This window comes from Marivirga tractuosa DSM 4126, from assembly GCF_000183425.1.
Classification (GTDB): Bacteria; Bacteroidota; Bacteroidia; order Cytophagales; family Cyclobacteriaceae; genus Marivirga; species Marivirga tractuosa.
In genome coordinates, this window is record NC_014759.1 from 4,019,754 (window position 1) to 4,044,016 (window position 24,263).

The 24,263-nt window shown below is 36.5% G+C and carries 17 protein-coding genes; all 17 read left to right on the forward strand.

Annotated features, from left to right (window positions below; translation table 11 throughout):
• Nucleotides 1-840: 840 nt before the first annotated feature.
• Nucleotides 841-1,194 carry a DUF1801 domain-containing protein gene (locus FTRAC_RS17050; protein ID WP_013455529.1) on the forward strand — a complete coding sequence of 118 codons (354 nt, stop codon included), beginning with the start codon at nt 841-843 and terminating at the stop codon, nt 1,192-1,194.
• 24 nt (nt 1,195-1,218) lie between these two features.
• Complete coding sequence (locus FTRAC_RS17055) at nt 1,219-1,596, forward strand: VOC family protein (protein ID WP_013455530.1); 378 nt, start codon at nt 1,219-1,221, stop codon at nt 1,594-1,596.
• Nucleotides 1,597-2,175: 579 nt separating this feature from the next.
• Nucleotides 2,176-2,409: a hypothetical protein gene (locus tag FTRAC_RS17060; protein ID WP_013455531.1), complete on the forward strand. Its 234-nt coding sequence runs from the start codon at nt 2,176-2,178 to the stop codon at nt 2,407-2,409.
• The gene (locus FTRAC_RS17065; protein WP_013455532.1) at nt 2,391-2,705 is read left to right on the forward strand and encodes a type II toxin-antitoxin system RelE/ParE family toxin; all 315 of its coding nucleotides are present in this window, start codon (nt 2,391-2,393) and stop codon (nt 2,703-2,705) included. The genes FTRAC_RS17060 and FTRAC_RS17065 overlap by 19 nt, the downstream gene beginning before the upstream one ends.
• A 1-nt stretch (nt 2,706) precedes the next feature.
• Complete coding sequence (locus FTRAC_RS17070) at nt 2,707-3,063, forward strand: helix-turn-helix domain-containing protein (protein WP_013455533.1); 357 nt, start codon at nt 2,707-2,709, stop codon at nt 3,061-3,063.
• Between the two features lie 579 nt (nt 3,064-3,642).
• Nucleotides 3,643-4,596, forward strand: coding sequence for a hypothetical protein (locus FTRAC_RS17075; protein WP_013455534.1), 954 nt, complete (start codon nt 3,643-3,645; stop codon nt 4,594-4,596).
• A gap of 325 nt (nt 4,597-4,921) precedes the next feature.
• Nucleotides 4,922-5,941: a hypothetical protein gene (locus FTRAC_RS17080; protein ID WP_013455535.1), complete on the forward strand. Its 1,020-nt coding sequence runs from the start codon at nt 4,922-4,924 to the stop codon at nt 5,939-5,941.
• A 127-nt stretch (nt 5,942-6,068) separates the two neighbouring features.
• Nucleotides 6,069-7,163, forward strand: a complete 1,095-nt coding sequence (locus FTRAC_RS17085) for a hypothetical protein (protein ID WP_013455536.1) — start codon at nt 6,069-6,071, stop codon at nt 7,161-7,163.
• Nucleotides 7,163-7,558 (forward strand): hypothetical protein, encoded by a 396-nt coding sequence (locus FTRAC_RS17090; RefSeq protein ID WP_013455537.1) that lies wholly within the window; start codon nt 7,163-7,165, stop codon nt 7,556-7,558. Before FTRAC_RS17085 ends, FTRAC_RS17090 begins: the two co-directional genes overlap by 1 nt.
• Nucleotides 7,559-7,562: 4 nt before the next feature.
• A complete protein-coding gene (locus FTRAC_RS17095) occupies nt 7,563-8,192 on the forward strand; it encodes a hypothetical protein (protein WP_148230107.1) in 630 nt (209 codons plus the stop codon).
• Nucleotides 8,193-8,529: 337 nt separating this feature from the next.
• Nucleotides 8,530-9,783 (forward strand): efflux RND transporter periplasmic adaptor subunit, encoded by a 1,254-nt coding sequence (locus FTRAC_RS17100; RefSeq protein ID WP_013455539.1) that lies wholly within the window; start codon nt 8,530-8,532, stop codon nt 9,781-9,783.
• 513 nt (nt 9,784-10,296) lie between these two features.
• A complete protein-coding gene (locus FTRAC_RS17105; RefSeq protein ID WP_013455540.1) occupies nt 10,297-10,995 on the forward strand; it encodes an ABC transporter ATP-binding protein in 699 nt (232 codons plus the stop codon).
• 489 nt (nt 10,996-11,484) lie between these two features.
• Nucleotides 11,485-13,884: an ABC transporter permease gene (locus FTRAC_RS17110; RefSeq protein ID WP_013455541.1), complete on the forward strand. Its 2,400-nt coding sequence runs from the start codon at nt 11,485-11,487 to the stop codon at nt 13,882-13,884.
• Between the two features lie 17 nt (nt 13,885-13,901).
• The gene (locus tag FTRAC_RS17115) at nt 13,902-16,295 is read left to right on the forward strand and encodes an ABC transporter permease (RefSeq protein ID WP_013455542.1); all 2,394 of its coding nucleotides are present in this window, start codon (nt 13,902-13,904) and stop codon (nt 16,293-16,295) included.
• Between the two features lie 36 nt (nt 16,296-16,331).
• Nucleotides 16,332-18,710, forward strand: coding sequence for an ABC transporter permease (locus FTRAC_RS17120; RefSeq protein ID WP_013455543.1), 2,379 nt, complete (start codon nt 16,332-16,334; stop codon nt 18,708-18,710).
• A gap of 48 nt (nt 18,711-18,758) precedes the next feature.
• Nucleotides 18,759-21,212: an FtsX-like permease family protein gene (locus FTRAC_RS17125; protein ID WP_013455544.1), complete on the forward strand. Its 2,454-nt coding sequence runs from the start codon at nt 18,759-18,761 to the stop codon at nt 21,210-21,212.
• Nucleotides 21,213-21,237: 25 nt separating this feature from the next.
• Entirely contained in the window at nt 21,238-23,640 is a 2,403-nt protein-coding gene (locus FTRAC_RS17130; RefSeq protein ID WP_013455545.1) for an ABC transporter permease, read from the forward strand.
• Nucleotides 23,641-24,263 lie beyond the last annotated feature (623 nt).

The window sequence follows — 24,263 nt, forward strand, 5'->3', positions numbered from 1 at the left end:
AAAGTTGAAAAATATAAAGAATGGCTTATTAATTAATTTAAGAGGTGGTTTTGATGGAAGTAACAGATTTAGGACTTAAGTCGAGGTGTCCGATATCGGACGTTTCCGGTCATCAGTGGACGCCTTTTTTAACCATGGAGATACAAAAGGACAGCCAAAGGCTGTTTTCTTTTAACCACTGAGTTGCGCTAAGTTTTACACTAAGGACACGGAGGACAACCAAAGGCTGTATTGAACCGCAAAGACTACTTTATGGGGAAAGGAAGGAAAACCCTAAGCATTCCTGCAGGAAGCCCAGAATTTCCCGCAGGAAGGGTCAATAGTGATGCAGGAAGCATCCTAAGTCATGCAGGAGAGGGTTGAAGTGATGCAGGAAGGGCCAATAATCATGCAGGAAAGGGTTGAAGTGATGCAGGAAGCCCCCTAAATGATGCAGGAAGCATCCTAACCCTTGCAGGAAACCCTCTAACTGATGCAGGAAAGGGGTAATATTCACGCAGGACGCTCCAAATTCCCGCAGGAAGCGGAAAAATTCCGACAGGAAGCCTTAATAGTCTCGCAGGAAAGGTTGATAGTCTGACAGGAAGGGGTATAAACGCGACAGGAAGGGTCCTCATTCTGACAGGAAAGGGTTGAAGTGTAACAGGACGGGTAAAATCCTGACAGGAGACCCTTTAACACTTCAGTTCCCTCCATCAAAAACCCCTTCATCAAACCTAAAAATCCACTTACTTTTCGATTGAATTCTGTCTTTTGAGCACAGATTTAGTAACTAATCTGCTATATTTAATACAGAATGTAGATCAAAGGTGTCAATATTCAAACTTTAATTTAATTTCGATGAAAAAATCTGAAAATGAAGGAGTTCAAAATTTTTTGGAGGAAATAAAATTGGTGGATGCTGACAAATCAAATATGCTCATTGAAATACGTGACATCATTTTAAATACTTTCCCAAAAACCAAAGAAAAGGTCATGTATGGAGGACTTGTATTCTTTCTTAATGACGAAATGTTTAGCGGATTATTCTTAAACAAGAAGCATGTCACCCTTGAATTTTCAACAGGATATTTAATGGAAGATCCTAAGAAAGCTCTTGAAGGAAAAGGCAAATACCGAAGACATCTTAAAATATTGACTACAGAGGACATTTTAAACAAAGAAGTTTCCTTTTTTGTGAGACAAGCAGTATAAATTGATTGACTAACTTTAAAAATTATGGACTCACTAGCACCTAATATTTTTGTTCAAGACATAGATGAAACCATTCAATTTTATAAAGCCATCGGATTTAAAGTTGGGATGTCCGTACCGGAAGAGGGCGACTTTGTTTGGGTTATGATGACTTGCGGAAAGGTGAGTTTTATGTTTCAAACCCTCGATAGTTTGGGTTCAGAATTGCCAGAAATATCAAGGCAAAATGGCGGTTCATTATTACTGTACATCCAAATAAAAGAAATCAGACAATTTTACGAGAAAATCAAAGACAAAGTGAAGGTAATAAAAGGGCTGGAAAGTACTTTTTACGGAGCCACTGAATTCTCTATTTTGGACAATAATAACTATGTATTGACTTTTGCCGAAAATGAAGAATAAGAAATAAAGGAAACCCTTAACATTTCCCATCCCACCAAAACCCCCTTCATAAAATCTAAAAATCCACCTCCGTTCCAGTCATTCCCTGCATGTTCTTGAGATAATCTATAAATTTAATTATATAGCTTGAATAGAACTAACACGCCCAACTTCCGAGGAACTCGGAAAAGCGGGAGGGAGGACAAAATAGCGGGCAGGCGTAGGGATGCGGGATGAAGCATTATTTTGTCTTGATTTTTTCTATCTTTTTTATCAAGAAAAAAGATTAAAGAAGAACCTGAAAATTTCAGACATTTAGCAGTAAAGATTCAAAAAAGCTCAAAAGCCAAAATCCTTTAAAAATTTTTAATATTCCCCTTTCCCACCAAAAACCCCTTCATCAAATCTAAAAATTTCCATACTTTTCAATTAACTCCCACATCTTGAGAAAATGAATAGCCTTTAGGTTGTTCTTTTAATAGATGCAATCCAATTCAACTCATGAAAATAGGAGATCTTCTGATATCCTAACAAATTGAAAGGAATGAATTCATCTAATTAAATTTGTGTTAATTCAAATAAGAATTATTATTTTTAAACATGGTAGATTTAAAGCAACAACTGATAGATAAAATCCAGCTAACTACTGATAAGGTTAAATTGGAGGAGATATATAGGTTATTGGAGATAGAATTTGATGAACAGGAAGTTTATATACTGTCAGCCGAACAAAAATCTGCAGTTAAAGAAGCACAAAAGCAGATAAAAAATGGAGAGTTTTTATCTGACGAACAAGCAAACAAGGAAGTAGAAGAATGGCTAAAAAGAAAATAGTTTGGTCTGTTCGAGCCCAACAAGATAGACTCGAAATACTAGAATATTGGATTAATAGAAACAAATCGACTGACTATTCAGAAAAGCTTTTCAAATTATTTAAAGAATCTGCAGCACTCATATCAGAACATCCAGAAATTGGAAAACCAACCGATATTGCGGGGATAAGAATCAAAATTGTACGCGATTACTTGATGATATATCAAGAACAAGCAAGCCAAATAGATATTCTTTTAATTTGGGATAGTAGAAAAAATCCTGAAGAATTAGGTGAAACCATAAAAGAAGAAATTTGAAATGGAAATAAGACCAATAAGAAACGAAGCGGACTACAAAAAGGCTTTGGAGCGTTTAGAAATAATTTTTGATGCTAAAAGAGGAACCAAAGAGGGGGATGAACTTGAAATTTTATCTATTTTAATTGATAAATATGAAAGCGAAAATTTCCCTATTGGAATGCCAGACCCAATTTCAGCAATAAATTTCAGAATGGAGCAAATGGGATTGAAACAGAAAGACTTGGTGGAAATGATTGGATTCAAAAGCAGAGTAAGCGAAATAATGAATAAAAAACGAAAACTGACGTTAGATATGATCCGAAAATTAAGCGCCAGTTTAAAAATCCCAACAGAAGTTTTAATTCAAGATTATTAATAAAATCTGTCAAGAGCCCTAGAATACTACATATTCCCCATTTTGAGCAAGAAATCCTGAAAGTTCATTCCTAATTAGCAAAGAACTAACACGCCCAACTTCCGAGGAACTCGGAAAAGCGGGAGGGAGGAAAGTTTAGCGGGCCAGCGTTGGCATCGCGCGTGGAAGCATTAAACTTTCTAGAATTTTTGTTTCTTTTTGTTCATGCAAAAAGAAAAGTAAAAAGCCTCAAAATTTAGACATTTAGCAGTAAAGATTCAAAAAAGCTCAAAAGCCAGAACCATTTAAAAACCATCAACATTTTCCTTCCCCCACCAAAAACCCCTTCATCAAACCTAAAAACCCCTTTACTTTTCGATTAACTCCTGTATTTTTAGGATGTATTTTATAATTAATCCCCTACATTTATCCTTCAAGTTCATCTGCAACCAAAACCTGTAAATATTCAATCTTTCTTTTTTTGGTTAATGGGGACTGGATAGCTGGTATATCGGCAATTGAATTGTCATTATAACTTTTGTTTAGGATAGTGACAAGTTTTGTTTTACTATCTAATTTTAGCTGTATTATACTTTCAAAATGAACATATTCAGATTATTCAAATCAAAAGACAAAAAAACTGTAGAAAAGCCTATTGAAAAACTTAAAATAAAAGAAGGTCAAGAATTGATTTGTCTTGATAAGGAGAATTACTCCAAGCTATTAGGTAGAGATATTCCAAAAACTGATCAATTTCAGCTAGATGAAATTATGGTTAATGAGACAGAGTATTTTAAAGCAAACCAAACCTTATTTACTTTAAGCTCAAGAATTCATGGCAGTGGAATTTTATATATAAACCTTCCTTACGGAGGAAGAATAGATAAATTCTTAATTAGTAAAGGAACTAGAATTAACTTGAAAGACGAACTCCTTTTTGTGCGCAAAATAGAGGAAGAAAAAATATTAAACGCGAAGCTTCTTGAACAAAATAGACCGAGGCTTGATCAAACTGAAGTTAGTTATTTGGAAGATGAATTTACAGATGATAAAACGATAAAAGTTACGAAATTAGCTTCGGAGGAATCTGAATACTTCAAACTCTATCTTGATGAGGCAACCTTAGCATACGAATATTTAGGATTATCATTGGTGAATCATAATGGCTATGTCTATGCATCATTTAATTCAAGGATCGAAGATATGACTTTATCAAAAGGCGATTCTTTAATCATGCTTTTTGAAGATAAATCAAAACTGAATTTCAACTTTTCAAATGCTGGAGAGGGAACTAAAGGTTTTAGATTCAATCACTCTCCAATAGGATTTGAGGAACTTGACATGCTACTCAATAAAAGGTTGGTCAAAGTCAAGTTAATTAGTGCCAGAAAAAAGCTTTATTCAATTTATCACATGAATCATAAAATAAATGAGAATCAAACCATATCAATTAATCAGGCTACTCAATACCAAACAGAATTGGAGGGTCAATATTTGCTACAACTTATAACAGCAAGATTTATTGAAATGAATAAGCAATTTAAAATCAAGTAATACCGCTTTCATCCAGTCTTCTCGCTATGCACTGCATGGTGGTAGCATAAATCATCAAATTTATATTATTTTAATTCTAATCTAAAACCTCATTTATTTTTCGATTAACTCCTATATTTTTAGGATGTATTTTATAATTAATCGGCTATATTTATCCATTAAGTTCATCGGCAACCAAAACCTGTAAATACTTAATCTTTCCTTTTTTTCAGATAGATTCAGGTCAAGTTGGTTAATGAGAACAGCATGCCTGATCTAGTGTTAAATATTGTGCCAGGTGTATTATGAAAGTGCCCGCTTTAATTGTTAGCGTAAATTAAAGAATATGAACGAAAAGTATTTTGAGTACATAGAAGAACAAAGAATGAATGAGTCTGAAAGAAATGAATTCTTGATGAGGAGAGCCGAATATGAATATCTTAAAAATAGAAAATTCGCTCTTTACGGGATTACTTTGTCTGTAATTGGTTTAGTTTTCATACTTACCAGAGAAGTTGCTTATGAGTACTTTGATAGACAGTTTTCTTTCATTTTTATAATCATTGGAGCCGTTAGTTTAGCATTTGGCGTAGGGTTTATATTATATCGTTATCTTCAAAATGGGTCGTTTAGCAAATATTCAAATTCTGATATATCAAATCAGAATTTGCGTTCTGAAATTCAAGATTTAAAATTTGAACTTTTAAAACTTAGAAAGAAGAGCGGTGAAACCACTGATTCGGAAAATATAAGCAAAACAATAAATAAAGCTATTGATAGCACTCTAACTGAAGGTTTTATTAGGACTAAAATTGATTCTTTTTACAGTGAAAAGGCAATAGCTGAGGCAAAGCGTAAAGATATTATTGATGAGTTTGAAGACTTAGGATATAGAATCGGTGGCGAGTTAATAAGACTACGTAAAAGTGCAAATATAAATTTGGTAATTGGTACTGTAGTAACTATCTGTGCAATTGTAGCTTTGGGATATGAGGTTTTTTATAATGAACTTGATTTTGAAAATACTACCAAAGTTATTTCACATTACATACCAAGATTGTCAATAATAGTGTTTGTTGAGATTTTTGCCTTTTTCTTTTTAAAACTATACAAAGCTACTCTCTCAGATATAAAATACTTTAATAATGAAAAGACAAACATCGATTTTAAAATTATCTCATTAAAAGCTGCCTTAAATACAAGTAATGATCAAATTATCCAATTAATGTTACAAGAATTAATTAAGACTGAGAGAAACTTTAAATTGGGAAAAGGTGAGTCTACCGTAGAATTAGAAAAATCCAAAAATGAAGTTGCTAACAATGAAATTTTAACTAGTATTTTTGAAAAACTGAATAAAAAATGACTGAAGTCATCAACTAAGGATTATTGAGGTCATTGACAAAGAGCATTAGCCTTTAGGTACTACCACTAAGAAAAAGTGGTACTACATAGATCAAGAACAAAATATATACTAAGTAATATACATTAGAATGGATATTAAAGAATTAAAACACTTACTAACAAGCTTTGAGAAAAGAGTACCTTATACTGTTTATTCAAATCTGAATAAGAAATTTGACATTGCTAAGAAGTTTTCGAAACATAAAATCAAAGGTGGTAGAAATTCATACGTTGATAAATTACTACAATTATACTCAACAAACGAGAAAGATAACGATTTGATTTTTGGAGAAATTCACGATATATATCGTGATAATATTGAATATGGATCTAAATACATTCAATTTTTTAGTTTTTCTTCTAGTAAGTTTATGGGGCTTTACAACTTAGCCTCTCAATTGTCAATTGAGGAAAATAAGTTTAGAGAATCATTCCCATACTTGCTGAAGAGAAATGAGTTTTTACAGGATGATGTTAACAAAATACACTTAGTTGATAAAAGAGAAGATGATAAAAAAATGATTCTTATTTTTACTAGAGTCGTTGAATTCATGGAGAGAGTGGATATTGATATAGAACTAATAATAAGTGATCGATTAAAAGATGATTACACTCAATTTTATGGTGTGAGAAAATATCCCATGCAATTTGTAGATGTGGTGTATTTTGATAAAGTGAATAATAGTATTGAAATTCGAATAGATTATTTTAAAGGTACAAGTGACAGACAGGTTGAAAGTCATTTTTCAAATTTTTTTGGGGCTTTCAAACGTTTATTAGGGGGATCTTTAGAGACCGGAGTATTTGAACGAAACAAATTCAATATTCACTCGGTAATAAAGAAGTTTAATTGTGACAATACTGGGAGAGTTGTAGAGTTGTGTTTTTCTACTAAAGAGGGTTCAAATATTAAAATTAAAAAAAGAAGAGCTAATCATGATATTAGAGAAGAGGCATACCATAAGGCAGGCAGTAAAGCTGTTCTAAATGAATTAGATATTTATCGTATCGGTATTGTATGGGAAAATGAAAGTGAAATGGAATTAGAACTATTAGTACCAGGATCATCTAAATTAGTTCATTCAGTAAAAAAAGAGATAAATGAAATAATTATCACAAATTGCACTGGAGTTAAAGATTTCAGTTATCTAAAAAATAAAATCTCTAATGCGTTATCAGACTAATGGCTTTAATTAAGAGGGACATAATTTTAGATCTAAGCAAGCTTCCAGAAAGTCTGCATAGGGATATTATGTACAAAGTTGTTGATTATGTATTTAGTTATCTCCATGTAAAAGAAATTGGGATCGGTGATGTTAAAAAGTTAGTTTCAAAAGATATATCGGATGTAGACATACTTTTAAGTTTACAAAAACTTTGCTTATTGCATCCCCCATTGTTGAGTTTAAATTATGAATTTTTTGAAAATGAAGACACATATTATCCACTTTCAAATTCAGATGTAAAAGCAGCGGAAGAAACTGGATTTTTAACGCATCCGTATACAGGTGAATTATTGCCAGAGGATATTTATAGCAAACGGATCTTTATGTTTTATAAAGTAAATGTCAGAAGTTAAGGTTATGAGCTCAATTACACTGAAGGAATTTAATTCACTCGCCTCCACCGACTATAGATTAAGGCTCCAGCATGAACGAATGACTGTTGAAAATTATGATGATTTTGTTTCAGCTCTTTATAATGATTTAGATTGGTGTATAAATGAAGTCCAAAAAAAAGCAGAGTATCTTCAACCAGATGTAAATGGTGAAGATCGTGTTTCTAGCTATTTGCAAGTGGCTCTAAATGCAATGTTTTATTCTGCTGAGGCCAAGTTTGTAAAGGGTGGAAACACAGATTTAACTATCAGTTCATTAAATAATCAATATAAATGGATTGGTGAAGCTAAACTCGTCCAAGGAGTTAATAATAGACATGTTTGGGGAGGTTTTTTACAATTAGTAGAGAGATATACAAGTGGAGAGGATCCTAATGGTGGTATATTACTATACATATATTGTCCAGATGCTAAATCAATTATGGAAAGTTATAGAGAGTATACTATGACTAAAAATGAGTATCATTTTCTTTATGAGAATTGCAAGAAGAAAAAAATAGGCACTTTTTATACCATCCATAAGCATACATCGTCAGGTGAAAATTTTAAAACTCGTTATATCCCGGTGATTCTTCATAACTCACCCAAAAAATAAGAAGTAGGTAAAACGGTAAATGAAAATAAAAGATCCCATTCCCGCCAAGCTCCGCATAATAGTTTTTCAATTTGGACTAATCCTCACCACCCCCAAACATCGTTCTCGCCATGCTCCGCATGGTGGTTAGAAGCTTCTTACCACTTCAATCAACCTCACCAGTATCCTCAATTTCCCCTATCTTATATTAATAATTCAAGCCGTCCGCTATCGGACGTTTGCGTGCTTTTATGAACGCATAGCAATAGTGAATTATCCCTCTAAATGCTAATGAAGCCACTTTTACTATACTTGGCACAGAGTTGGTAAAAGTGAATTTGCATTATTATAAATTTCAATGGATAAGAAAATAGTACAAAAAAAGTGGACGGGCAAAAGGTTGCTATTAATAGGTTTGGGAATTCTCATTTTAAGCCTGATTGTTTACCAATTACTTTTTGCAGATAATCGCTCTACACTCAATGTAAATAAAGATAGACTCAGCATTGGCACGGTGAAAATGGGCGAATTCAAAGATTTTATTCCGGTTACCGGCAATGTGGAGCCTGGAGAAACTTTCTATTTGGATGCCATTGAAGGCGGTATTATAGCCGAAATTGTGCGGGAGTCTGGAGCCATAGTGGAAAAAGGCGATACCATTCTAACCTTAACCAATTCCAATTTGCAGTTGGAGGTGATGCAAAGGGAAACGCAACTTTATGAGCAAATCAATAATCTTAGACAAACCCGCTTATTGCTCGACCAAAATGATTTAAGTCAGCAAGCACAGTTAGCCGAAATTGATTACCAATTGAATTTATTAAAGCCACAATATATCCGCTTCAAAAGTCTGTTTGAGCAAAAACTGATTTCCGAAAGAGAATTTGAGGAGGTAAGAGAGAATTATGAATATAATGTGAAGCGCAAACAGTTGACCTACAGGAGCTATAAGAATGATTCCGTTGCTCGTGTTTTTCAATTGCGACAGTTGAGCAATTCTGAAGCTAGAATGCAGAGAAGTTTGGATGCAGTCGGCAAGATTTTAAATAACCTGACTTTGAAAGCTTCCAGAGACGGACAATTGGCTACTCCACAATTGGAAGTGGGTCAATCCGTAGTTTCCGGTCAGCGCTTAGGGCAAATTGATGTGATGAACAATTACAAAATCAGGGTTGGCATAGATGAGCTGTACTTACCAAGAGTAGATGTCGGACAAAAAGGAAGCTTTACCTTTTCCGGAGGAGAGTATAATCTCGTCATCAATAAAATTTACCCGACTATCAGTAATGGTAGATTTGAAGTAGATATGGTCTTTGAAGGTGAAAGTCCGGAAGGCATCAGAAGAGGGCAGACCGTAAGAATCAAACTAGAATTAGGCGCCACAGAAGAGACTTTATTATTGCCGGTAGGAGGTTTTTATAAAGATACGGGCGGCAACTGGGCTTATGTGATAAACCCTGCCAATAAAGATGAAGCCGTAAAGCAGCCAATCAGATTGGGTAGAAAAAATATAGATTATTATGAAGTACTGGAAGGCTTAGCAGCCGGTGATCAGGTGATTGTTTCTGGTTATGAGAATTATGGGGATAATGAGAAGCTGAGTTTGGAGTAGGAAGTAGGAAGCTCGAAGTTCAGTGATAGCATTTAGGTCAGTACCGAAGGTCAGACTGGAGATAGCTTGAAGTTGGAAGTTGCAAGATGGAAATGTGATTGAGATAAATAGAAATTAAATTGAAATAAGGTTGAAATAAAGGGGAATAGGGGTTGAGGTTTAGGTTAACTAAACACCCCCCAACCCCCCTCAAGGGGGGAGCCCGCAACGATTTGGATAACTGCTTATAATTGCACTTTGTCATGTTTTAATTCCAAAGAGTAAGAAAATGGGGATAAAGATTGCTGTTTTATGCTTATTTTAATCGAAGAGACTATCCCCTTGAGGGGATCATAGGGGTGTTATTTTTGGCAGGACTAGTGAAAAACAAATTGAAATTAGAAAATAGATTATATAACTAAATTAGATAAAAGACATGGCAACTTCAGAACACGGCAACTTGCAAACATGAAAACCTGCAAACCTGCCAACATGATAACTTGCCAACCTGATAACTTGTAAACTTAAAAAAATATGGATCATGTAATTAAAACGGTTGATTTAACGAAGCTTTATACTACTGAGGAGGTGGAGACTACGGCTTTGAATAATATCAATATTGAAATCAAAAAGGGCGAATTTGTCGCTATAATGGGACCCTCGGGTTGTGGGAAATCTACTTTGCTCAATATTTTGGGCTTGTTGGATAATCCTAACTCGGGTGAATACCATTTTGTAGATCATGAAGTGGCTAAATATTCAGAACGCCAACGAGCACAACTGAGAAAAGGCTCTATCGGATTCGTTTTTCAAAGCTTTAACCTGATTGACGAGCTGACGGTATTTGAAAATGTAGAGTTGCCATTGCTTTATATGAAAGTGCCTTCTTCGGAAAGAAAAACCAAAGTAGAAGAAGTGCTGACCCGCATGAACATTATGCACAGGCGAAATCACTTTCCGCAGCAATTGTCCGGTGGACAGCAGCAAAGGGTGGCCATTTCCAGAGCCATTGTAGCCAAGCCAGATGTAATCCTTGCCGATGAGCCGACCGGTAACTTGGATTCAGCCAATGGCGAGGAAGTAATGAAATTATTGGAGCAATTGAATAATGAAGGCACCACCATCGTGATGGTAACGCACTCCCCACATGATTCCAATTATGCGCACAGAGTCATCAATTTATTCGATGGCCAAGTGGTTACAGAAAATATCAGAGAGCAATTTCATGTGTGATAAGGGTTCAATTTCTCGTAGACTTTCCAGCCAGCTGGTACTTCAATGTAATTAGGTTAAGGAAATACCCTTAACTAGTTTTTCGCTTAAGCGAAAAAACTTTTGTTTTCTTTTGAATCTTTTGTGGTTAAAAAAAAATGTTTGTGAGTAAATACCACCGGTAGGAAATTTCCACCACAAAAGAGACAAGAGAACACAAAGAAAATAACCAAGGTTATTTTTCAGGTTTATATCAAAAGATGAGGCTTCAAAGCTTAACTTAATAGCATTGAGGGGACTTTAGGGGTGTTGTTAGGGTGGATTAAAGTGATTTAGTCAGCAATGAAGAAATCTGATTCCATGGTCGGTGGCACACCGACCATCAAGATAATTAGTCACCTTGAGTGCTTCCGGTCGGTGTGTCACCGACCGGGGGTAAGCAGTTAAGTAATTGGTTAACAGGATAGTTAAATAGTAGAAAAAAGTACTTCAAAATTTAAAATTACGGCCATGCTGAAAAATTATATACTAGTTGCTGTTCGGAACATTCTTCGAAATAAAACCATCTCATTTATCAATATCTTCGGATTGGCAGTGAGCATGACGGTTTGTTTGCTCTTGATCATCATCGTAGCCGATCAATATTCTTATGATGATTTTCATAGCGATTCTGACAAAATCTATCGAGTCATTACAGACCGTGAAAAGCAAAATGACGGCATCTGGAGTACGGCAACCGCCCCTTTTCCTTTGGCGGCTAATTTAAGAGTACAGCAGGGAGTAGAAGAATTAGCGTTGGTGAAAAACAATTTTGAAGGTACTGCCAAATGGCAACAAGCTGAAATTCCATTTCAAGGACTGTTTGGTAGTAATGAAGTCTTTAGCATTTTTAATTTCCCGATGAAATCAGGAAGTGCAAGTGAGGTCCTTTCGCTTCCCAATGCCGTGGTTTTAAGTAATGAAATGGCGGTTAAATTATTTGGCGAAGCTGATCCCATCGGGCAAACCATAGAAGTAGAAGAAGTAGGGGAATATGTAGTGACAGGCGTACTAGCGGAATTCCCGGGTAAAACGCATTTTGATTTTGATATGATGGCTTCCGCTAACGGGCTGCCTTTGCTAGAAAAGGAAGGGAAATTATTAGCCCCTTTAACAGACTGGAATAATGTTTATGATAATTATATCTACATCAAAACCACAGAAAATTTTCAGGAAGGTGATTTAGCACCAATTCTGAACAAAGCTTCTATCGATAATTATGATGCAGAAGGTGATTATAGCTTTCACTTTAAAATGCAACCGCTTTCAGAAATTACCATGGGTCCACTGCTAAGCAATACCATGGGCTTTGGTTTACCTGCCATTTTTATTTATGTCCTTTTGGGATTAGCGCTGGTCGTTATGCTTTCGGCTTGTTTTAACTATGCCAATTTAACCACAGCCAGGGCCATGAACCGAGCCAAGGAAATAGGGGTGAGGAAAGTGATTGGAGCTGGTAAAAAGCATATCATGGCGCAATTCCTAATGGAGGCCATTATCATTTCCCTCTTTGCTTTTGCCATAGCCGCTCTTTTAGTAGAGTATCTCCATCCATCGCTTAATTCTATGTTTACTTCGCTGGGAGCGCCAATTCGCTTTGATAAAACCAATTATCTCTATCTATTTTATGTAGGATTTGCGGCTTTAACCGGCATTATAGCAGGCATAGTTCCGGCAGTCTTTTTCTCTTCCACTAATGCACTGACAGCGCTTAAGAAATCCATTAACCTAGAAAACCTGGGTAAGAAAATGGGCATTGCCCGCTTCAGTATCCGAAAAATTTTGGTAGTCATGCAGTTTGCCTTTTCCATTTTCTTTGTAGTGACCATTATTACCATTTATCAGCAGATGAATATGGTGTTGACAGCGGATCACGGTTTTAAAAAGGAAAATATTCTGAATGTGAAATTAGATGGTATGCCTTATGAAACCATCAAAAATGAATTTAATTCCATATCCAACGTACAAGCCATTTCGGCCACTACGCACATGCCGGCATTGGGCACCAATAATGGCTTTCAAGTAGATTTACCTAATGAAGAGGATCCCTTATTCATGAGCTATATGGGAGTAGATAATCACTATGTAAATTCCATGGAAATTGAATTAGTAGCCGGAAGGAATTATCCTGAAAATATGCCAAATGAAGAGCGCTACATTTTAATTAACGAAAGAGCTGTGGAACGCATCGGCTGGGAGAGTCCGGAAGAGGCCATTGGACAGCTTTTAACAATTGAAGATAAGCAGGTGGAGGTCATTGGCGTCTTGAAAGATTTCCATTATGAAAGAATGGATGAAGAAATCGGACCTATGGCATTAAGGTACAAACCAACTGAAGTGCAAACTATGATTTTGACCATCAATGCTGAGCAGGCCAAAGAAACCCTTTCGCAATTAGAAGCTGCATGGAAAAAGCATACCAACAGGCCGTTTAACTACAGCTATTTTGAAGATGATATGAAATTAAGTTATGGCTACTATGCAGCTTTACTTGCTATTCTAGGATATGTAACGATTATCGTGGTTTCATTGGCTTGCCTTGGACTTTTGGGGATGGTCATTTTCCATATACAAAACAAAACCAAGGAAATCGGGATCAGAAAAACCCTCGGAGCAGAAGCCTGGAACATCACCATGACGGTAAGCAAGAGCTTTATTATCCTCATAGGAATTTCCTATTTGATAGCGGGTCCGCTAGCCTACTTTGTGAATGTCAGTTGGCTAAAAATGAATGCTTACAAAATAGATTTTGGAATCGGGACAATAGCCATTGGCTTTCTAATGGTGTTGGCTGTAGTAGCAATGACTATTGGTAGTCAGGTTTACAAAGCCTTAAAAATCAATCCTGTGGAGTCATTGAAGAATGAATAAACAAAATATTTGAACTCATGCTAAAAAACTATATAAAAATCGCCTTTCGAAACTTGTGGAAGAATAAGACCTATTCTGTCATCAATATTGTGGGACTGACGCTGGGTATTACTTGCAGCAGTATGCTATTCATGCTGGTGATTGATGAGTTTTCTTATGACAGTATGTACGATCAAAAGGACAGACTTTACAGACTGATTGAGATTAATACGAGTCCTGAAGGAGAACGAGAATTCGGTATGGTGCCAGGGCCAACTGGTAAAGCCTTGAGTGATGATTACGAGGAAATTGAGGATTATACGCAATTATATAAGTTTGGAGGTCAAATAGTGTTTCAACACAATGAGGAAGCCTACGAAGAGCGCGATTACTACTTTGCAGAGCCGAATTTCTTTGAACTGTTTAATTTAGAATGGATAGCCGGAGATCCCGCTACGGCTCTCGAGAAACCTTTTGCGGTAGTTATAAATGAGGAATGGGCTATGAAGTTGTTTGGCACTACTGATGCATTGGGTAAAACTTTGCAGTCTGGCGGAGAAACGGATTTTTTGGTGACTGGTGTCATTAAAGACTTACCGCAAAACTCGCATATTCAATATAAAATATTGGTGGGGATCCCCACTGGCATGGAGTTTTATAAGCAAATATCCACCAGTTGGGACCGATACGGTGCATATACCTATCTGCTGCTGAATGAAAATGCACAGCCGGAAAGTATTCACCAAAAAATGGAGGGTTTCGTAGCCAGTCATTTTGAAAAACCGGAGGAACATGATTTCTATTTACAAGCGCTTCCTGATATTCATTTTAATTCGGCCTCAATTGAATATGGTGTTGATACCAATAAAGGAGAAATCACTTACGTCTATATTTTCATGGCAATCGGGATTTTTATGCTCCTAATTGCTTGCATTAATTATATGAATCTGGCAACAGCCAAAGCCCTGGATAGAGGCAAAGAAGTTGGCATTCGAAAAGTTTCCGGTGCTTTCCAACACCAGTTGGTCACACAATTCCTTTCCGAGTCAACCTTAATGGCATTTATCGCTTTCATTCTGTCCTTTTTTCTAGTAGATCTGCTATTACCTATTTTCAATTCTTTCACCGACAAAAATTTCGTTTTTAATCTAGACACTGTCGGCACTATTTTCTTACTCATATTAGGTGTTACTGTGGTGGTTGGCCTTCTATCAGGAAGCTATCCTGCTATTCTGATGTCACGCCTAAAAACTACCTACATCTTAAAAGGAGCCATGCAAACCGGCAAGGGAAGCGTTGCGCTTCGAAAAGTATTGGTCAGCACTCAGTTTACATTATCCATAGTGATGATCATTGCCACATTGGTAGCTTATCGACAGTTGCAATATATCCAAGATGTTCCCTTAGGTTTTGAGAATGAACAAATGCTGATTGTTGATATCAATAATGGCGAAGTAAGACAACGTTTTGAAACCATTAAAGCCGAGTATGCTAATTCTCCTTATGTGGAAGGGGTTGCCGTTTCCTCAAGGGTACCGGGTGAGTGGAAATCCATACAAGAAATCTATACCAAGAACTTTGGAAGTGCGGATTCTATGAAAATGAATTATATCGGATTTGATGAAGATATGATTGATTTATACAAAATGGAATTGACTGCAGGAGCAAATTTCACAGGAAATAAATCGGTTGATTCATTGCATATCATTATTAACGAAACAGCTGTTCAAACCTTAGGACTGGAAGATCCCATTGGTAAATATTTGGAGCTAAGTGATGATGGAACCCGTCAGCAATTACAAATAGCAGGCGTGGTGAAAGATTTCAACTTTCAATCTTTGCACAACGAAGTGGGGCCAATGATTTTGGGATTTAGATCCAATCCATTTCAAAGTATCGATTACTTTTCATTAAAATTTAATTCTGAACATACAGAGGAAGTCCTTGCGCATGCGGATAAAGTACATAAGATGTTCGATACTTTCTCTTCCATGGAATACCATTTTCTCGATGAGCAATGGGCAGCATTTTATAAAGAAGATAGGAGAGTAAGCAATGTATTTGCTATTGGTGGAGGAGTCACCATTTTCATCGCCTGTCTAGGATTATTTGGCCTGGCCTCATTCATCATTCAGCAACGTACCAAAGAAATTGGTATTCGCAAGGTGTTGGGAGCAAATGTAACCAACATAGTGGGTTTACTTTCGAAAGATTTCTTAAAACTCATCTTGATTTCCATTTTGATTGCTGTTCCAATTGCATGGTATGCCATGGAAAGCTGGTTACAAGATTTCGCTTACAGAATTGATGTAAGCTGGTGGATATTTGCGCTTTCAGGTTTTGTGGTCCTGGCTATTGCATTTTTCACCATCAGCATTCAATCCTTAAAGGTTGCTTTTACTAATCCTGTGGATTCATTGAAGAGAGAATGATGTAGTTAACTGTTTCACAGGCTAAACACAAACACTATGATAGCTAATTATTTAAAACACGCGCTAAGGTACATATTGAAGTATAAGGTATTCTCGCTGATCAATATTGGCGGGTTAATTATATCCTTACTAAGCTGTGCTATCATACTAAACTTTGTGTTGTATGAATATTCATACGATAAAATGGAAAGCAGAGAAGGGGAGATCTATAGGGTAAATCTCTTACGCAAAAAGACAGATCAACGGCATGCCGCTATTGGACCTCCCATGGGGCCAGCACTACAAAGAGACTTTGCAGAAGTGGAAAAGGCAGTAAGGCTTAGACATGCTGATAATATTTTAGTAAGCCTCGAAAATGATGAATTTTATGAAACCAAAGTGTTTTATGCCGATTCCGGATTTTTTGAGTTCTTTCCTTATCAATTTGTTGAATTAGCTCATCCTAATCCAATAGACGAAATTAATACAGTGGTTTTGTCGGAGACATTAGCCCATAAATATTTTGGTGAGGAGTCTGCTTTAGGGAAAACCATTCGAATTGATAATGAGAAGGATTTCAAGATAACTGGAGTGGTGGAGAAGCCCAAAACTCCACAGCATTTGCAGTTTGATATGATTCTTTCTTTCTCATCTTTTGAAGTCCCTTATGGCTATCCTGTTACCCTGGCTACCTGGGGATGGACGTCCTTTCCTACTTATGTGCGCTTAGTAGAGCAAACCAATCCAAGCACATTCAATGAAAAATTGAACAGTTTTATAGCAAGACATATGGGAGAGGATGTTAGTGAAAATATCAGCCTTGAAGCACAAGCCATTCAGGACATTCATTTAAATTCTGAAAATATATCAGAGCGAGATGGCACGGCTCCTAAAGGGAGTAAAAGTCAGATCAGGATTTTGATTGTTGTGGCATTGGCAATTCTGGGCTTATCCATTTTTAATTTTGTCAATCTTTCTACTGCCTTGTCCATCAAAAGAATTAAGGAAGTCGGAATCAGGAAAGTATTGGGAGCTAATAAGTTTAGTATTTTCAGACAGTTTGTGTTTGAATCCATAGTGCTTGTTTTTATTGCTACTTTGGTGGCAGTCGCATTGTTATTATTGTTTGGGGAAAAATTTAATCAGATTTTCGAAGCGCCATTATATATCAATCAGTACCTATTTGAATATTGGTATTGGGTGATCCTTTTTAGCGTGGCACTCGGATTATTGGCAGGTTCTTATCCCGCTAAAATCATTGCTCGCTTTTCAGCTTCAGAAACCTTAAGCAGTGCTTCGGTGAAAGTGAGCAGCCCTTCAGGGGTGAAGTCTGTTTTGGTAGGGCTACAATATTTTATCACTATCGGGTTGATTATTGGCAGCATAACCGTTGGCCGACAGATGCATTATTTAACCCAAAAAGATCTGGGGTATGAAAATGAAAATATCATAGTGCTGAAGGTAGACGGCCCTTCATTAACTCAGAATTACGAGACGATCAGACAAAAATTATTGCAGAATGCATCTGTCATAAATGTGACTTCCACAGGAAATATGTTTGATGGACTGAATGGCAGTGTGCCGGTTTATCTTAAGGAGAATAGTGAAGAGTCCTTTCGAATTAGCCTTCTTTCTGCCAATTATAATTTCCTGGAAACAATGGAGATTCCCCTTTTAGCTGGTCGTGATTTTTCCTCTCTATATGCTAACGATTCTACTTCCTTTATCATTAATAAGGCTGCAGCTGATATGCTGCAAATTGGCAATGATGAGCTAGGGAAAGAGATCGTGCTCAATGATGTTTGGGAAGGCGAGCTAATCGGCATTACAGAAAACTTTCACTTTGCCAGTTTGCATGAGAATATACAGCCTATCATCTTATTTTTTCCAAGATCATTTGATGACAGAATTTTTGTAAGGCTGAATACGGATGATTATCAATCCGCTATCAGTGCCATTAACGCGGATTTCAGTGAGGTTTTTCCTAATCTACCATTTGATTATAAGTTTCTGCAAGAGCATGTCAACGGACTTTATAAAAGTGACAAGCTATTTGCCAACTCCATTTACTTCTTTTCAGCCATTGCACTAATACTGGCTTGTTTAGGCTTGTACGCTATCATTTCATTTCAAATTGAAACCAGACAAAAGGAGTTAAGCATCAGGAAAATATTAGGCGCATCCGACTGGAAAATAGCCTACTCTTTAATTAAGCAGTTTGTTCTGTTTATTACAGTTGCGGGTGTTTTGGCTATTCCGCTGTCCATAGTTTCAGTCCAAAAATGGTTGGAAGGATTTGCATATCGCATCAATGTTAATGCTTTCGATGTGATTATAGCCATCATCATTATTATTTCAATAACGCTATTGTCGCTAAGCCACAAGCTTTTTAAAGCGATCAATACGAGTCCATTAAAATATATAAAGGATAATTAATAAAAAGGGTAGAATCAATAGAAGGGAATCATCCAAAAAATAGAACTCATGATAAAGAATTACTTTAAAATCGCCATTCGAAATTTAATCAAGCACAAATTATATACAGCCATTAATCTCTTTGGTCTGTCTTTGGGCTTAGGTGTTAGTATTTTGTTGTTTTTATTCATTCAAAATGAATTTTCTTTTGATGACTTTCATAATAATGGAGATCGAATAGGACGTGTATTATGGGAGGAAGAAGTGCAGCCGGGAGAAGTTTCTATTTCTGCATCAGGTCCAATGGCAGCTCCCAATGCAATAAAAGCGAGTTTTGAAGAGGTGGCAGGTACTACCCATCTGATTCAAACGTCTAATTTATCAAAAAGAAAAGAGCAGAATGCTATTTTACAAGAGACTACTATAGTGGGGTCGGATTTCCTCAAAATGTTTTCTTTTCCGGTCCTAAAAGGCGATAAAAATCCCTTAAATGAAAAGTATTCTATTGCCATCACTGAAAGCACAGCCAGGAAATTTTTTGGAGCTGAGGATCCGATCGGGACAACTTTAATGATTCAATTAGGGAAAGATTTTGAAACTTATGAGGTAAAAACAGTTCTCAAGGATCTACCCAATAACTCGAGTCTCAATTTTGGACTTTTAATGTCAGACTTAAATCTTTCTACTTATATAGGTCCAAATGGACTGGACAGTTGGTTCAATACCTATGGAGAAAGTTATGTTTGGCTTAAGGAGGGGCATGATTTAAAAGAGTTGGAGGAAAAACTTCCTAGTATGATTGTTAACGCCATCGGACAGGAGCAGCACGATGAAAGTAGCTATGCTTTGTATTTGCAACCGATCCAAGAGGCTCACTTAAATGCTGACATAAGTGGTGGCAGTATGGCTGTTACCGATCCTCAATTATTATGGATTTTATTTAGTGTTGCCGTGATGATTATGCTGATTGCTTGTATAAATTTCACAACACTAGCCATTGGCAGATCTGCAACGCGAGCTAAAGAAGTAGGCGTAAGAAAGACCATGGGGGCTGTGTATAAGCAGTTATTCGGTCAGTTTATGACGGAATCTATGATTATCTCTTTTCTTTCTACCGTTTTAGGAATATTTATAGCTCATTTACTACTGCCTGTTTTTAACGATTTATTTGCTAAGTCCTTGGTGATCAGTTATTCCATCAATCAAATTTTGATTATAGTCGGTTTAATGTTAGTGATCACGTTGATAGCCGGCTCTTATCCCGCACTGTTTCTTTCCAAGCTACAACCTGTAAATGTATTAAAGGGGAGATTGAGCATTAGTTTTGGAAAAAATAACTTACGGAGGACACTGGTAGGGGTTCAGTTTTTCATCTCATTATTTTTAGTGGCTTGCACGATTGTCATGTATCAGCAAATGAATACCATTAATAACTACGATTTAGGGTTCTCTCCCAATAACATTATAGAAGTAAAAGTGCCTTTAGTTTCTTCCGGCGGTGGATTTGGATCGGGTATCAAGATGTCGTTTGAAAAGGCAGATCGTTACAAACAGGCTATTAAAAGCAGAGCAGGGATTGAAAATGCAGGAATAGCTATGAGCACCTATGGTAATAATAGCTGGTGGAATGCCGGATTTCCTAAAGAGGATGGTAGTACTTTTTACTATCGTTTTAATATTGTAGATGCTGATTATGCTGATGTAGTAGGCTATAAAATTAAGGAAGGAAGAAACTTATCAACTGAATTTCCTTCGGACAGCTCTGCTTTTCTGATTAATGAAACTTTTGCCAAGGTCGCTAATATGGAAAATCCTTTACAGGCACAGGTAGGAAGCCCTGGAAGTTATGATAATCATAGGATTGTAGGGGTTGTGGAGGATTTTCATCATGCTGCTTTGTATTCTGAGATAGAGCCAGTCATGATGGCCATGAGCCCCGATGTAGGTCTTTCTGGTATCAATACCTTGAATATTCCAGGAGGAATGAGCCCTACCGTCTTTGTAAAAATATCATCTAATAATTATCAAGCTATTATAGAGAACCTCAATACCGAATGGAAGAAGTTATTTCCGGATGAGCCTTTTGATTACCAATTTTTTGATGAATCTATTCAACAACAATATGAAGCAGATCAAAGGTTAAGTAAAATGATAGCGACTGCCTCGATTATTGCAATCTTAATTGCTTCTATGGGACTTTTTGCGCTGGCCTCACTTGCGATTACTGGACGCATGAAAGAAATAGGTATTCGAAAAGTGATGGGAGCTTCGGCTTTCAATATCTCCTTTATGTTTAATAAGGAATTTTTAAAAATTACCCTAATAGGAATTGTGTTGGCCATGCCTTTTAGCTATTGGCTGATGAATAAATGGTTGGAACAGTTTGAGGTGAAATCAACACCTGGTGCGGATATTTTCATTGCAACGGTTATGATCGGAGTGATCTTCACCATTATAATCGTGTCTTTCCAAACCATGCGGGCAAGTTTCATGAACCCAGTGAAGAGTTTGAAAGAAGAATAATAAAACGCATCTAAAGCAAAAGAAAATGTTAAAAAACTATCTTAAAATCGCCCTGCGAAATATCAAGCGTCACAGCTTGCGCTCTTTTATTCATGTAATAGGTCTATCCATAGGAATAGCTGCTTGCTTTGTTGTTTATAACTTGGTGAGTTATGAATATAGCTTTGATACCCATCAAAAGGATCGAGATCGAATTTACAGAATTACTTCTGTCACAAGTAATGGAGAGGAAGAGTGGCCTAATCCGGGTTCTCCCATTCCTTTGGTTGAAGCGGTTCGAAATGAAATGTCGGCTGCTCAAGAAGTTGCTCCCATCTTCAGTGCCTATCGATTTTTGGTTGAGTCAGCTGATGAGTCAGAGAATTTTGGTATCAGTACTAAGGTGGTATTTGCTGATGAGAAGTACTTTTCTCTATTTGAGTATGAATGGTTGGCAGGATCTGCAATAAATTCATTAGATCAACCAAATTCGGTTGTGCTCACCAAATCTTCGGCTAGAAGGTATTTTGGTGATGAAGCCCTAAATACAATTCTCGGTAAGGAATTAGTTTATACTGATACCTTGCGTGTGATGGTGACGGGAGTGGTGGAAGACGTACAAAAAAATACGGACCTCATTTTTACGGATTTCATTTCTTATGAGACGCTATTGAGTAATAGAGAAATCCGAGCCAAGAGGAATGTGGATGACTGGGGATCTGTTAGTTCAAATGCGCAACTTTTTGTCAAGTTGGCCCCTGGTCAGAAGGAAAAAGCTGACAATGAATTGATAGCAATCAAAAATAAATATGTGGAACCCGATGGTAATTGGACAACCCAATTTGAATTTGAGCCTTTTAGCAATTTACATTTTTCAGATACTTTTAGTGGAAATACAGCCGATAGGAAAACCTTGAATGGATTGATAATTATTGGTTTCTTTATTCTATTTATTGCATGTATCAATTTCATAAACCTGGAAACTGCTCAAGCTAGATTGAGATCGAAGGAAGTTGGGATTAGAAAAACAATGGGTAGTACTAGAAGGCAATTGATTAGTCAATTTTTGATAGAGACCTATGTCATTATACTTTTAGCCATGGTCGGAGCTACCTTATTAAGTCAGTTGGTGACATCCTATTTTCAAGAGGTTCTTCCTGCAGGTTTTGAGTTTGATTATTGGAATTTCGATAACGCATTATTTTTGCTGGGGCTTTCATTAATAGTGTTGCTTTTATCTGGTTTTTATCCTTCCATGATTCTTTCAGGCTATAGTCCAATAAAAGCAATAAAGGATAAAGGAATGACACATAGCAAGTCCAATTTTCAATATTTTTTGAGAAAGAATTTGATTGTATTCCAGTTTGGATCTTCCATTGCATTTATCATTATCGTTTTGGCTATAAATTCTCAGATTGATTTCCTTTTGAATAAAAATATTGGTTTTAATAAAGAGGCAGTCTTACATATTTCCACACCTTTTCAAGGTACTTTAGACAAAACCAAATTACTTAAAAGTGAATTGGAATCAATTGCCGGTGTTGATAAGGTTAGTTTAAGTAATGATATGCTAATTTCTGGCTCAATGTGGACGAGCACAGTAACCCATGATCTTAATGGTGTGGAAGAAGAAGTAAGCATACAGGTTAAAACTGCCGACACCAGCTACCTTTCACTTTACGAAGTTCCCTTTTTAGCAGGAAGAAATTTCAGTTTTGATGAATCTGAGATTGTGATTAACGAGGCTGCTCTGGAAAAGCTCGGGATAGAAAGTGCTCATGCTGCCCTTGGGAAGCAAGTGGAATATGATAGTACATATCTTTCGGTTGTAGGAGTAATCCCAAATATTCACACCCAGTCTATGCATGCAGCTATAAGACCTATGATGATGGGCTATGATGAAAGAAATCTATTTACAGTAAACACTAAGCTGGCTCCAAACGTGGATTTAAGAGCCTGCGTAGATGCCATGCAGGATGCTTTCAAAAATATCTACCCAAATGAAACAAGAGAGTTTACGTTTTTGGATGAGACGGTTGCGAACTTTTATACAAGTGAAGTTCGATTAAGAAAAGTACTGATTTTCTCAACTGTGATTGCAATTCTGATTAGTTGTTTAGGGCTTTTTGGCTTGTCTTCTTTTACTATAGCACAAAGAACCAAAGAGATCAGCATTCGAAAAGTGTTGGGAGCTTCATTATCAAATATTTTAGTATTGATTACCAAAGAATACGCCTTACTGATATCGGTTGCCTTTGTATTGTCCATTTACCCAGCCTGGTATTTTTTGAATAATTGGTTAAGCAATTTTCAATACCGCATGGAATTATCTGCATTGACTTTTATAGTTGCAGGCGTTATAGCCCTTGTTTTAAGCTTATTAATAGTAGGGTTACACTCGCTTAAAGCAGCTAATAGTAATCCAGCTGAAGTATTGAAAGATGAGTGATTTGGTTTAGCTACTTTTCCATAGTTTAGCTTTGGAAATTTGTTAAAGGCATAGAAAGCTAAAATTCGCCAGAGGCGTAAGTAATCATCACTAGCCAGAGGCTAGCGGAAGAGGATCATTTTCCCTATCGCCATCCTCTGGATGGTGATGATTACTGGCGCCTCTGGCGCTAAATAGTAAGATGAGATATAATGTCCTTTCGTTTAAATTTTCTCTAAGGTTTAGTACCTCAGTCTTTGAAATTCAAAAAGTTAACACATATTTCTCTTTGCGAGATCTTTTTTGAGCGTCAAGGAATCCAAGGAAGTTTATAAATTACCTTCATAGAAGGTAATTCAAAGCTTAAATCCACACCCCCCTTCGCCCCCCCTCAAGGGGGGAGTCTCACGGAAATTACTTTCGATATTTTAATTTGAAAAGGTTGTTTTCTAAAGTAGACTTTTAATTAAAAAGAAATAAATAGTGATGAGTTTTTATTTTTTCTGCTGAATTAAATCTGTGAGACTGTCCCCTTGAGGGGACTATAGGGGTGTTGCTTGAGAGATGTAAAGGTGTTAGCTGTAACTGAGGAAATCTAGTTATATAGTAGCAAAAAGAAAGTGAGAAAGAAAGATAGTGTCGAA